The 12,010-nt window shown below is 70.8% G+C and carries 10 protein-coding genes; 8 read left to right on the top strand and 2 right to left on the bottom strand.

Annotation, left to right across the window (positions count from 1 at the left end):
• Positions 1-193: 193 nt before the first annotated feature.
• Genes P2P98_RS06290 through P2P98_RS06300 form a run of 3 tightly spaced genes read left to right on the top strand, consistent with a single transcriptional unit; the run spans position 194 to position 3,732 of the window.
• Entirely contained in the window at positions 194-1,867 is a 1,674-nt protein-coding gene (locus tag P2P98_RS06290; protein WP_275798230.1) for an ATP-binding cassette domain-containing protein, read from the top strand.
• 8 nt (positions 1,868-1,875) lie between these two features.
• Positions 1,876-3,405, top strand: a complete 1,530-nt coding sequence (locus P2P98_RS06295; RefSeq protein ID WP_345799708.1) for a hypothetical protein — start codon at positions 1,876-1,878, stop codon at positions 3,403-3,405.
• A gap of 60 nt (positions 3,406-3,465) precedes the next feature.
• On the top strand, positions 3,466-3,732 hold the full coding sequence (locus P2P98_RS06300; protein ID WP_043363140.1) for a DUF3039 domain-containing protein: 267 nt from the start codon (positions 3,466-3,468) through the stop codon (positions 3,730-3,732).
• Between the two features lie 27 nt (positions 3,733-3,759).
• Here P2P98_RS06300 and P2P98_RS06305 read toward each other — a convergent pair whose 3' ends face one another.
• Positions 3,760-5,094 carry a nicotinate phosphoribosyltransferase gene (locus P2P98_RS06305; RefSeq protein ID WP_275798231.1) on the bottom strand — a complete coding sequence of 445 codons (1,335 nt, stop codon included), beginning with the start codon at positions 5,092-5,094 and terminating at the stop codon, positions 3,760-3,762.
• A 190-nt stretch (positions 5,095-5,284) separates the two neighbouring features.
• Here P2P98_RS06305 and murI point away from each other — a divergent pair, with 190 nt between their 5' ends.
• The 5 genes from murI to P2P98_RS06330 all read left to right on the top strand — a co-directional run bounded on the left by murI (position 5,285) and on the right by P2P98_RS06330 (position 9,299).
• Positions 5,285-6,103, top strand: a complete 819-nt coding sequence (gene murI, locus P2P98_RS06310; RefSeq protein ID WP_275798232.1) for a glutamate racemase — start codon at positions 5,285-5,287, stop codon at positions 6,101-6,103.
• A gap of 36 nt (positions 6,104-6,139) precedes the next feature.
• Positions 6,140-6,865 (top strand): ribonuclease PH, encoded by a 726-nt coding sequence (rph, locus tag P2P98_RS06315; RefSeq protein WP_058595233.1) that lies wholly within the window; start codon positions 6,140-6,142, stop codon positions 6,863-6,865.
• Between the two features lies 1 nt (position 6,866).
• Positions 6,867-7,463 (top strand): RdgB/HAM1 family non-canonical purine NTP pyrophosphatase, encoded by a 597-nt coding sequence (gene rdgB, locus P2P98_RS06320; protein ID WP_275798233.1) that lies wholly within the window; start codon positions 6,867-6,869, stop codon positions 7,461-7,463.
• A gap of 17 nt (positions 7,464-7,480) precedes the next feature.
• Complete coding sequence (locus tag P2P98_RS06325) at positions 7,481-8,299, top strand: glycosyltransferase family 2 protein (protein WP_275798234.1); 819 nt, start codon at positions 7,481-7,483, stop codon at positions 8,297-8,299.
• An 82-nt stretch (positions 8,300-8,381) separates the two neighbouring features.
• Positions 8,382-9,299 carry a cation diffusion facilitator family transporter gene (locus P2P98_RS06330; RefSeq protein WP_275798235.1) on the top strand — a complete coding sequence of 306 codons (918 nt, stop codon included), beginning with the start codon at positions 8,382-8,384 and terminating at the stop codon, positions 9,297-9,299.
• A gap of 180 nt (positions 9,300-9,479) precedes the next feature.
• Here P2P98_RS06330 and P2P98_RS06335 read toward each other — a convergent pair whose 3' ends face one another.
• Complete coding sequence (locus P2P98_RS06335; protein ID WP_275798236.1) at positions 9,480-11,900, bottom strand: ATP-dependent DNA ligase; 2,421 nt, start codon at positions 11,898-11,900, stop codon at positions 9,480-9,482.
• Positions 11,901-12,010 lie beyond the last annotated feature (110 nt).

The raw sequence follows: 12,010 nt of genomic DNA on the forward strand, positions 1-12,010 counted from the left end.
GGACGGCGACGCGGTGAGCGCCGATTCCACGCCCGACACGCCCCCGACGCCGAAGCCGCGCGCGCCGCGCGCGCCTCGCACGACCACCCCGAGGGCACCACGGACGTCCACCGCTCGCACGCCGCGCAAGCCCACATCGACGGCCGACACGCCGGAGGCGGGCGAAACCAGTAGTTCGTCGGTCGCGCCGCGCGTGACGAAGAAGCCGGCGGCGAAGAAGCCCGCCACACCGCGCAAGCCCGCGGCACCTCGCAAGCCCGCGGCTCCGCGCAAGCCCGCAGCATCTCGGCCGGCTCCGTCGACGGCGGCGGTTGCCGCCGAGACCGCATCGACTCCCGCCCTGCCCGACGACATCGTCGTTCCTCCGCGCCCGCCGCTTCCCGTCGCGGCCCCCCGCGTCGAGGACGCGGACTCCGCCGCCGACTCAGCGTCCGCGCGCGATGTCGCTGAACGGTCGCCGTCGGCCGGGGCTGCGGTCGAGCCCGCGACGGCAGCGAATGCCTCACTCGACGAGCAGACCTCCGCGGATGTCGCGGCCGAAGACCCGGTGCCTGCTGACGCCGCGGTCGACGAGCACGCACCCACTGAGCAGGCTTCGAGGGATGCGGTGGCGGATCCGGAACCCGCTGACGCTGCGGCCGAAGACCCCACTCCCGCTGACGTCGCGATCGACGAGCCGGTCGTCGCTGACGACCAGCCCGTCGTCGCTGACGCCGCGCCGATCGTCGACGAGTCGGCGAACGATGCCTCGCCGACCGTCGAGGCTCTCGTCGACGAGCCGGTCGACACCTCGGCCGACACGGTCGTGGAAGATCCCGCCCCCGCAGATGTCGCCGTCGAGGAACCCGCGCTCGTCGACGAGGGCGACGGTGCCCCGGATGCCGGGGCGGAGGCCGTGTCGCACACCGTCGAGGAGCCCTCGGGAGATTCGGGCGATGCCCTCGACGAGCTGCTGACGGCCGAGGCCGACGAGCCCGTGGCCTCCGCCGATCGTGTCGAGGACGCTACGCACGCCGACGACGAGCCGACCGCCGCGGTGTCCACGGGCGCCGCGATCGGCGCTGCGGCGCTCGACGGCGCCCCCTCGTCGACGGACGTGGACGAGGCGATCCCGGCTCTCGCTCTCCGCAACGTCACCAAGACCTTCGGTGAGCTGCGGGCCGTCGACGGCATCGACCTCACGATCCCCGCCGGATCGTTCTACGGCCTGGTGGGTCCGAACGGTGCCGGCAAGACGACGACGCTGTCGATCATCGCGGGGCTCCTGCGTGCCGACGCGGGCACGGTCTCGATCAACGGCGTCGACGCCGCGAAGAACTCGCGCGCGGCGAAGAAGATGATCGGCGTGCTGCCGGACCGCCTTCGCACGTTCGATCGCCTCACCGGGCGACAGCTCCTGTCGTACTACGGTGCCCTGCGCGGTCTGCCGGCCGCTCTCGTCGAGAGTCGCTCCGCCGATCTCGCGCGTGCCTTCGATCTGGTCGATGCCCTCGCGCGCCCCGTGTCCGATTACTCGGCCGGCATGACGAAGAAGGTCATGCTCGCCGGTGCGATGATCCACTCGCCTCGACTGCTGGTACTCGACGAGCCGTTCGAAGCGGTCGACCCGGTCTCGAGTGCGGTGATCCTCGACATCCTCGGCGCCTACGTCGGCCACGGCGGAACGGTCATCCTTTCCAGCCACGGAATGGAACTGGTGGAGCGCGTGTGCTCGCGTGTCGCGGTCATCGTGTCGGGGCAGGTTCTCGCCGAGGGCACGGTCGACGAGGTACGTGGCGAGGCCAGCCTCGAACAGCGCTTCCTCGAGCTCGCGGGCGGTCTCGGCGACGTGGAGGGCCTGGAGTGGTTGCACACGTTCTCCGGCTGAGGCTGGCCATGATGCTCGGCGCCCTGCGGGGCGACCGAGACGACGTCCTCCGCCGAGTTGTGGGCCTCGTGGTGCTCGTCGCGGGCACCGTTTTCGCGGCCGTGAACGCGAGCGGTCTGGGCGAGGTCGATCGCCTCACCGCCGGTGTGGTGACGGTCCTCGCGGGTTCCGCCATCACGCTCGGTTTCGCGGTCGCACCGCCGGTCACGGCATCCGTCGATCCCCTCGATCCGCGTCGGTTCGCCGTCGTCGGACCGGAGCCTCGACCCCTCGCCGGTGCGCTGCTGCTCGCCGGCTTCCTGAGCGTCCCGGTGTTCGCGGTGCTGGTGCTCGCCATCAGCGTCGCCATCGCGTGGAGCGAGCAGGGCGTGGGGGCTCTCGCGAGCGTCGTGTCGATCGCGCTCGGGCTCACGACGTGCGTGCTGCTCGCGCGCGTCAGCATGGCGCTCGGAGCCCTGGTGAAGCGTCCCCGGCAGTCGCGTGAGCTCGCGGGGGTCTACCTCGTCGCCGTGCTCGTGGTGGTCGTGCCCGTCGCGGTCTTCCTCGGCTCTCTCGAGTGGCAGGGGACCGTTCCTTCACAGCTGGTGTCCGCCGCCGAAGCCCTGGCCTGGACGCCCGTGGGCGCCGCCTGGGGGATCGCTCTCGCGCCGACGCCGAGTGCCGCCTTCGGGAGCGCCGTCGTGGCTGTCGCCACGGTCGCCGCTCTCACGGCCGTGTGGTTCATCCTCGTCCGCATCCTGCTCACGACCACGCCGCGGCCCGTGGCCGTGCGCGAGCGGGGCGGCCTCGGCTGGTTCGCCCTGCTCCCCGGCACGCCCGGGGGTGCCGTCGCCGCGCGCAGCCTCTCGTACTGGCTGCGGGATCGCCGATACCTCGTCAACATCGTGGTCGTGCCGATCGCGGCCGTGCTCTCGATGGTGCCTCTCGTCGTGGCGGGTGTCCCCCTCGAGATGGCGGCTCTCCTGCCGGTGCCGATCATGGCGCTGTTCTTCGGATGGCTGCCCCACAACGACCTCGCGTACGATTCGACCGCCCTCTGGATGCACATCGCCAGCGGCGTCCGTGGGCTGTCCGATCGGATCGGGCGACTGGTGCCCGTGCTCCTCATCGGACTCCCGATCCTCGCGGTCTCGATCCCGCTCGCGATCGTCGCTCACGGGCGGTGGGCCTTCCTCCCGGCCTTGATCGGCGTCTGCGCTGCCCTGTTCCTCTCTGGTCTGGGCTTGTCGAGCATCTCTTCGGTCGTCGCGCCGTACGCCGTGTCGCGACCCGGCGACAGCCCGTTCCAGCAGCCTCAGCGGACCGGCTCGGGCGGGGTGATCGCGCAGGCGCTCGTCATGCTCGGCTCGCTCCTCGCCGCGTCACCGGCGATCTGGCTCGCCGCGAGGGCGTTGGCATCCGACACGGAAGATGCTCTCGGCGCGCTCTGGGCCGGCCTGGCGGCCGGAGGGATCGTCCTGGTGGTCGGCATCGCGGTCGGCGCGCTCTTGTTCGAGCGCCGCGGAACGCGGCTGATGGAGTTCGCCGAAGCCACGTGATCGGGCGCCGTCGATCGCGACCGGTCCGCACGGTGCGCTCCGCGGCTACACTGGCAGACCATGAGCACGCCTCTCGACAGTCCTGACAGCGGGGGCCTTGCGACCCTGGATCGTGAGCTCGAGGAGCTCATCCGCGAAGAGAACATCGAGCCGGGTGACCACGAGCGCTTCTCGCACTACGTCAAGAAAGACAAGATCCTCGAGTCCGCCCTCACCGGCAAGCCGGTGCGCGCGCTCTGCGGTAAGAAGTGGACGCCGGGTCGCGACCCCGAGAAGTTCCCCGTGTGCCCGCAGTGCAAAGAGATCTACGAGTCGCTGACCAAGTAGCGGCTGAGCGACTCGCTCACCCGGGGCTCAGCCTCGGGGCGTCGCCTCGCGATACTCCGTCGCCAGGGCGGGGTCGGCCTTGCTGAGAGCGAGTGCTCGCACGGGGAGCTCTTCACGCACGCGCGCGTGATGAGCCCGCGCGGCCTCGACGCCGGCGGGGCCGAGGGCCGCGGCATCCGCCTCTCCGTCCACCATGAGCGCGACCTGCAGCGATCGTGCGTCCGGGTGCTCAGCGGCGGTGGCGAGTTCTTCGAAGCCGTCGCTGACGATGATCAGTTCCGACGTGGCCGTTCCCTGATCGAGCGTCCGGAAGGCGGCCTTACGTCCCCCGTGCGATGCCTTCTGCGTCGACGCCTTCGCGACGGCGACCCACGATCCGTCGGTGGCTTCGCGGGCGACGAGCTTGAAGACGAGACCCGCCGTCGGAACGCCCGAGCCGGTGGCGACGGAGGTGCCGACGCCGTACGCGTCGACGGGGGAGGCGGCGAGGGCCGCCAGGGCGTACTCGTCCAGGTCGCTCGTGACGGTGATCCGGGTTCCCGTGGCGCCGAGCTCGTCGAGGAGGGCGCGCACTTCGCCCGCGACGATCGGGAGGTCGCCCGAATCGATGCGGACGCCGCCGAGCTCCGTTCCCGCCACGCGGACCGCGGTGCGGACCCCCTCCGCGATGTCGTACGTGTCGATCAGCAGGGTCGTGTCGGTGCCGAGCGCCTCGATCTGGGAGCGGAACGCGTCTTCCTCGCTGTCGTGGAGAAGTGTCCACGCGTGCGCCGCGGTCCCCATGGTGGGCACGCCCCAGCGCCGGCCGGCTTCGAGATTGCTGGTCGCCGAGAAGCCGGCGATGTAGGCGGCGCGAGCGGCGGCGACCGCCGCCTCCTCGCTCGCGCGCCGCGAGCCCATCTCTGCCAGGGGGCGGTCGCCGGCGGCCACGCTCATGCGGGCCGCCGCCGTCGCGACGGCGGAGTCGTAGTTCAGGATGCTGAGGGCGAGGGTCTCCAGCACCACGGCATCGGCGAACGTGCCCTCGATCGTCAGCAGCGGTGACCCCGGGAAGTAGACCTCGCCCTCGCGGTAGCCGGTCACCGAGCCCGTGAAGCGGTAATCGGCGAGGTGGTCGATGGTCGTGGCATCCACGATCCGGTTGTCGCGCAGGAACCGGAGTTCGTCGTCGCCGAAGCGGAAGTCCCGGATGGCGTCGAGGAGTCGACCGGTGCCGGCGACGACGCCGAACCGACGACCGCCGGACAGTCGGCGACCGAACACCTCGAACACGCAGCGGCGCGCGGCGGTGCCGTCGCGGAGGGCCGCGTCGAGCATCGTGAGTTCGTAGCGGTCGGTGTGCAGGGCGGTGCTACGCGTCATGGCGTCAGCCTATTGCCGCGGTACGTCCGCGTCGGCGCGCCGCGGCGCCGTGCGAAACTCCTGAGTTCTCGATCGATTCGTGGAGCAGAACAGGAACGTCGCAGCATCGAGCCCCCATTCTCAGGAGTTTCGCCCGCGGGGCGGGCGGGCGCCGCGGCCGCGCGGCGGCCGACGGGTAGGCTGAGTCGCGATGAATGACGCGCCGATCGGGATCTTCGACTCGGGAGTCGGCGGTCTCACCGTCGCCCGGGCCGTGTCGGCACAGCTGCCGCGCGAGTCGATCCTCTACATCGGCGACACCGCCCGCTCGCCGTACGGCCCGAAGCCGATCGCCGACGTCCGCCGCTACGCGCTCGAGGTGCTCGACACGCTCGTCGAGCAGGGCGTGAAGATGCTCGTGATCGCGTGCAACACGGCATCCGCGGCGATGCTCCGCGACGCGCGCGAGCGCTACGACGTACCCGTCGTCGAGGTGATCGGCCCCGCCGTCCGCACCGCGATGTCGACCACGCGCAACGGCCGCATCGGCGTGATCGGCACCGTGGGCACGATCGGTTCGCGCGCCTATCAGGACATGCTCGAGGTCAACGAGCGCCTGACGGTCTTCGCCGAGGCCTGCCCGCGCTTCGTGGAGTTCGTCGAGGCGGGTATCACCGACTCGCCCGAGGTCCTCGCCACGGCCGAGCAGTACCTCGCTCCTCTGCGTCACGCAGGCGTCGACACGCTCGTCCTCGGCTGCACCCACTACCCCTTCCTCAAGGGAGCCATCAGCTACGTGATGGGACCCGAGGTCAGCCTCGTCTCGAGCGACAGCGAGACGGCGAAGGACGTCTATCGTCAGCTCGTCTCGCGCGACCTGCTCGCGAGTCCGGATGCCGTCCCCACCTCCCGCTACGAAGCGACCGGTTCTTCGGCCGACGACTTCGTGCGCCTGGCGCACCGCCTCATGGGCCGGGAGGTGCGCGAGGTACAGCTCGTGCAGACCGGCGCCATCGACCTGCCGCGCTGAGGCGTGGCATCCACTCCCCGTTCCTCAGGAGGACCCATGACCCGCAAAGACGGTCGCACCACCGACCAGCTCCGCCCCGTGACGATCGAGCGCGGCTGGTCCGCGCACGCCGAAGGATCGGCGCTCATCACGTTCGGGGGGACCAAGGTGCTGTGCACCGCGTCGTTCACCAACGGCGTTCCCCGCTGGCTCACCGGTAAGGGCAAGGGCTGGGTCACGGCCGAGTACGCGATGCTCCCGCGCGCGACGAACAGCCGCAACGACCGCGAGAGCATCAAGGGCAAGGTCGGCGGGCGCACGCACGAGATCTCGCGTCTGATCGGCCGCGCCCTCCGCGCCGTCGTCGACACCAAGGCCCTCGGCGAGAACACGATCGTCATCGACTGCGACGTGCTGCAGGCCGACGGGGGCACGCGCACCGCGGCGATCACCGGTGCGTACGTCGCCCTCGCGGATGCCATCGCCTGGGGTCGTGAGAAGAAGTTCATCGCGCAGCGCTCCGAGGTGCTCATCGACTCGGTGTCGGCCGTCTCGGTCGGGATCATCGACGGCGAGCCGATGCTCGACCTCGCCTACGTCGAGGACGTGCGCGCCGAGACCGACATGAACGTCGTCGTGACCGGTCGGGGCCTGTTCGTCGAGGTGCAGGGCACGGCCGAGGGTGCGCCGTTCGACAAGGCCGAGCTCGACCGTCTGCTCGAGCTGGGCGTGAACGGCTGCGCCGAGCTCCGCGGCATCCAGACCGCCGCGCTCGAGGGCTGACATGCCTCGCGTCGTTCTGGCCACGCACAACGCGCACAAGGTCGAGGAGTTCCAGGCGATCGTCGCCGCGGTGCGTCCCGACCTCGAGGTCGTCGGATACGACGGACCCGAACCCGTCGAGGACGGGGTGACCTTCGCCGCGAACGCGCTCATCAAGGCGCGCGCGGCCGCGGCGCACACGGGGCTGCCCGCTCTCGCCGACGATTCGGGTATCGCCGTCGACGTGCTCGGCGGGTCGCCCGGGGTGTTCTCGGCGTATTGGGCGGGGCACAAGAAGGACTCGACCGCCAACCTCGAGCTGCTCCTCGACCAGCTCTCCGACGTCGCCGACCCGCACCGGACGGCGCAGTTCGTCTCGGTGATCGCGCTTGTCCGGCCCGACGGCCCCGAGGACACGGTGGAGGGACGCTGGCCCGGGCGCCTGGCGACGGCGCCCGCCGGACCGGGTGGGTTCGGGTACGACCCGATCTTCATTCCCGACGGGCAGGCGTCGGGTGAGGATCGGACCGTGGGGGAGTGGTCCGCGGATGAGAAGAACGCGCAATCCCACCGCGCGCGGGCGTTCCGTCACCTCGTGCCCCTTTTGGAGACACTCTGACCGTGTAGGAAGGAAGCGTGAAGCCGCTCCCGTCGGTATCGATCATCGTGCCCGCCTTCAACGAGGAGGCGGTGATCGCGCAGTGTCTCGAAGCGATCGTCCGGCAGACGGTGCCCGCCACCGAGGTGCTCGTCGTCGACAACCGCTCGACGGACGACACGCGAGCCGTGGTCGAGCGGTTCATCGCGGAGCACCCGCGTTCCGGCATCCGTCTCCTGCGTCAGGACGAGCGGCAGGGCCTGGTGCCGACCCGGAACCTGGGAATGGATGCCGCGACCGGCGACGTCCTCGGACGCATCGACGCCGACACCGCGATCAAGCCCGACTGGGTCGCTCAGGTGTCGCGGGTGTTCGCGTCGGGCGAGGTCGACGCCGCCTCGGGTCCGGTCGAGTACTACGACCTGCCGCTCCGGGCGATCGGTCAGCAGGTCGACGATGCGTTCCGTCGCCTCCAGGTGCGTCTGGCGGGGGACTTCGTCTTCCTCTTCGGCAGCAACATGGCCGTGCGGGCGGACGCCTGGCACGACGTGCGAGAGCACCTCTGCGACGACCAAGAAGACATCATGCACGAAGACCTCGACATCGCCGTGCACCTCGCTCTCTCCGGCCGCCGCATCGGGTACTTCTCGAACATGGTGGCCGGCATCGGAGCGCGGCGTCTCGACGACCGGCCCCGCGATTTCCGCCGCTACATCGATCGTTTCGAGAACACGTACTCGGCTCACGGCATCCGTGACATGCGTCTGCGCGCGCCGATGGCGATCTTCCTCGGGGTGTATCCCGCGTTGCACGCGCACCGGCGCATCCAGGCGCAGCTCGCGGGTCTGCGGCGCTGAGCCGTCGAGAGCGACACCCGTTCTCATTCCCGACTACCGCGAAAACACGCGGGTGATCGCGCCCCCCACCTAGCCTGGAGCTATGCACGATCACGCTCCCGCCGGTGGCATCCGCGATGCCAGCAACCGGCGTCTGCTCGCCACCGCCCTGACGCTCACCGCGTCGGTGATGGTCGTGCAGATCGTCGGCGCGATCCTGTCGGGCTCCCTCGCGCTGCTCGCCGACGCCGCGCACATGTTCACTGACGCCGCGGCGCTGGTCGTCGCCCTCGTCGCGACGGCGATCGCCTCGCGCCCCGCGGACGACCGCCGCACCTTCGGGTATCAGCGCGCCGAGGTCCTCGGGGCGCTCGCGAACGGCGTGATCCTGATCGTCCTGTGCGCCTGGGTCGGGATCGAGGCCGTCCAGAGGCTCCTCACCCCCGCCGAGGCCGAGGTCGAGGGCGGTTTGATGCTCGTCGTGGCCGCGGTCGGCATGGTCGCGAACGCGATCTCGATGTGGCTGCTCGGCCGAGCGCAGAAGCGGAGCATCAACGTCCGCGGCGCGTACCTCGAGGTCCTCGGCGACCTCGTGGGGTCCATCGCGGTGATCATCGCGGCGATCGTGATCGTCACGACCGGTTTCACACGAGCGGATGCCATCGCCTCGCTGCTCATCGCAATCCTCATCGTCCCCCGGGCCTTCGGCCTGCTGCGCGAGGTGGTCGTCGTGCTGACCGAGTCGGCGCCCGTCGACGTCCAGGTGGCGGAGATCCGTCAGCATCTGCGCGACACCGACGGTGTCGTGGACGTCCACGACGTCCACGTGTGGCAGCTCACGCGCGGGGCGCCGGTCTTCAGCGCCCACGTGATCGTCGAGGACGCGGCGTTGACCGACGGGCGCGCGGCGCGCATCCTCGAGTCGTTGCAGGGGTGTCTGGCCGACCACTTCGATGTGGAGCACTCGACCTTTCAACTCGAGCCGGCGGGCCACGTCGAGCACGATTCGCGTCACGCGTAGAACGCGCACGCGCGGCCACGGTGGCTTCGGCGGGCTCAGCCACCTCGCTGTGGGCCGGGTTCCGGTGGCTTCGACGGGCTCAGCCACCTCTCCGCGGAAGGGCCCTTGCGCCTGTCGAAAGGGTCAGCGACCTCCCGCGGCGGAGGTCCCTGAGCCTGTCGAAGGGTCCGGTACCCCCTTTCAGCCCTCCCGCGCCACCTCATCCGGGCTCTTGTCCGGCCGCAGCCCGCGCCAGCGGGCCTGGCGCAGGATGCCGTCCGGAGTGAACTCCGCGAACTCCACCTCGGCGACGAGTTGCGGTCGAACCCAGATCGCATCCCGGGCGTCGGCCGCCGGCACGCCCACGAACGGGTCGGTGTCGCTCCCGAGCGGTCCGAGGAGCTCGCTCAACCGACCGAGGGTCTGCTCCGTGAAGCCCGATCCGACGCGACCCGCGTAGCGAAGCCCGTCCGCGCTCGGCACGCCCACGAGCAGCGAGCCGATCGTGCCGCGGCGATTGCCCTTGCCCGGACGCACTCCACCGATCACGACCTCCTGCGTCCGGGTGTGCTTGACCTTGAGCCACTGCTCCGATCGTTCGCCGTGGCGGTACGTCGATCGCGGGTCTTTCACCACGACCCCCTCGAGGCCGAATCGGCCGCTCGTCGCGACAGCGGCATCCACGTCGTCGAACACCGGTGGAACGACGATCGGAGGCCGGGCGTCTCGCGTGAGCCCCTCCAGGATGCCGCGGCGTTCGGCGAGCGGCAGGGCCGAGACGTCGCGCCGGTCCGCGGCGAGCACGTCGAACAGGTACAGCTGTACGGGGGTGCGGTGCGCCTCGCGCTCGATCTCGCGTGGTTGGGCGAGGTTCATCCGCTTCTGCAGCAGCGGGAAGCTCGGCCGCCCCTGCGCGTCGAGGGCGACGATCTCGCCGTCGAGAACCGCGGCGTCGGGTCCGAGGCCGAGGTCGACGGCGGTGAGGTCGGGGTACGTCGCGGTGAGGTCGTTGCCGTTGCGTGAGCGCAAGCGCAGGCGATGGCCGTCCCAGAGGCCGATCCCGCGGATGCCGTCCCACTTCATCTCCACCCACGCGCGGTCCCACCGCTCGGCTGCGGCGCGGGCGATTCCGGGTGTCGCGGACACCGCCAGCATAGGGCGGAGATCCGCCGCGGCCGGCAGGGACGGTTCCGAACGATCTGCGCCGCCCCCGCCGTGGTCGAGGGGCACGACGGGCTCGCCCTCGCTCTGCGGCCGGCCCGTGGCATCCGTCTTCATGCGGTGAAGCAGCCACTGCGACTTCTCGCCGCGCCCCTCCGTGCGGATCAGCGCGAGGCGCACCCGGCCGAGGGGACCGTCGTCGCGGCCCTGAAGGGTGGCGATCACCTCGTCGTCACGCCACTTCTCGAGCTCGTAGGTGCCCGTGTCCCAGACGGTCATGATGCCCGCGCCGTACTCGCCGCGGGGGATCTCGCCGGCGAAGTCGAGGTACTGCATCGGGTGGTCCTCGGTCATGACGGCGAGGCTGTTCTTCGCCGTCGTCGGTGGAACGCCCTTGGGGACGGCCCAACTGACGAGCACGCCGTCGTGTTCGAGCCGCAGATCCCAGTGCAGGCGCGAGGCGTGGTGCTCCTGGATGACGAAGCGGGGGAGTCCCTCCGCCGCGGGCTCTGCGTGCGGGGCGTCCGGGACGGGTTCGGGGGTCCGGGCCGCCGTGCGCTTGGAGATGTACGAGCGCAGGGGTCCGGCGTCGCGTTCGACCGCTGCGAGCGGATCGCCCGTGCGTTCGAGAACCTCGGTGAAGAGCAGGTGTCGGAGCCCCGGATCGTCCAGTTCTTCCCACGTGCGCGGAGCGGCGACCGTCGGCTGGGCGCGTCCGCGGAGCGAGTAGGGCGCGATGGTCGTCTTCGACCCGTTGTTCTGGCTCCAGTCGATGAACACCTTCCCCGGACGTGCTGCCTTCGACATCTGGCTCACGACGAGGTCGGGGTGGTCGGCCTCGATCGCCCGCGCGAGCTCCTTCGCGATCGCGCTGGCCGCCTCACTCGTCGGTCGACCGTCGAGGTGGGCGTAGAGGTGGATCCCCTTGCTGCCGCTGGTGACCGGCAGAGGGTCGATACCCATGTCGTTCAGGATCGCTCTCGCCCACCGGGCGACCTCGGCGCACTCGGCGAGACCGACGCCGGGACCGGGATCGAGATCGAGCACCAGCCGGTCGGGGTTCTGTCGTTCGCCCTCGGGCGAGAACCGCCATTGCGGCACGTGCAGCTCAAGACTCGCGACCTGCGCGAGATAGACGAGCGTGGGGAGGTCGTCGACGAGGGGGTAGTCCTTCGCGCCCGACGAGTGGTCGATGGGAAAGCGGCGCACCCACGCGGGAGCGCCGGGCTCGAGGGCTTTCGCGAAGAACGGTTCAGCCGGATCGGCCTCCGTGCCCACGCCATCCGGCCAGCGTTTGCGGGTGACGGGCCGTCCGGAGACGTGGGGGAGCAGGCGCGCGGCGATGCGCGAGTAGTAGTCGATCACCTCGCCCTTGGTCGTCCCGGTCTCGGGGTAGAGCACCTTGTCGAGATTCGACAGGCGTAGGCGATGCCCGCCGATCCGCACCGTCTGCTCCGCCATCGCCCCAGCGTAGAGCGAGGGGGGAGCCGGATGCCGAGGGGGTTGCGGCGGCCGCGGGTGCCGGTGGCTTCGACGGGCTCAGCCACCTTGCGCGCGCGCGCCTCAGCGTG

This window comes from Microbacterium sp. Kw_RZR3 (assembly GCF_029222405.1).
GTDB lineage: Bacteria > Actinomycetota > Actinomycetes > Actinomycetales > Microbacteriaceae > Microbacterium.

Bases quoted from the DNA above. Each gene is read 5' to 3' on its own strand.
- P2P98_RS06295 (WP_345799708.1), top strand. From the start codon at position 1,876: ATGATGCTCGGCGCCCTGCGGGGCGACCGAGACGACGTCCTCCGCCGA.
- P2P98_RS06300 (WP_043363140.1), top strand. From the start codon at position 3,466: ATGAGCACGCCTCTCGACAGTCCTGACAGCGGGGGCCTTGCGACCCTG.
- P2P98_RS06305 (WP_275798231.1), bottom strand. From the start codon at position 5,094: ATGACGCGTAGCACCGCCCTGCACACCGACCGCTACGAACTCACGATG.
- murI (WP_275798232.1), top strand. From the start codon at position 5,285: ATGAATGACGCGCCGATCGGGATCTTCGACTCGGGAGTCGGCGGTCTC.
- rph (WP_058595233.1), top strand. From the start codon at position 6,140: ATGACCCGCAAAGACGGTCGCACCACCGACCAGCTCCGCCCCGTGACG.
- rdgB (WP_275798233.1), top strand. From the start codon at position 6,867: ATGCCTCGCGTCGTTCTGGCCACGCACAACGCGCACAAGGTCGAGGAG.
- P2P98_RS06330 (WP_275798235.1), top strand. From the start codon at position 8,382: ATGCACGATCACGCTCCCGCCGGTGGCATCCGCGATGCCAGCAACCGG.
- P2P98_RS06335 (WP_275798236.1), bottom strand. From the start codon at position 11,900: ATGGCGGAGCAGACGGTGCGGATCGGCGGGCATCGCCTACGCCTGTCG.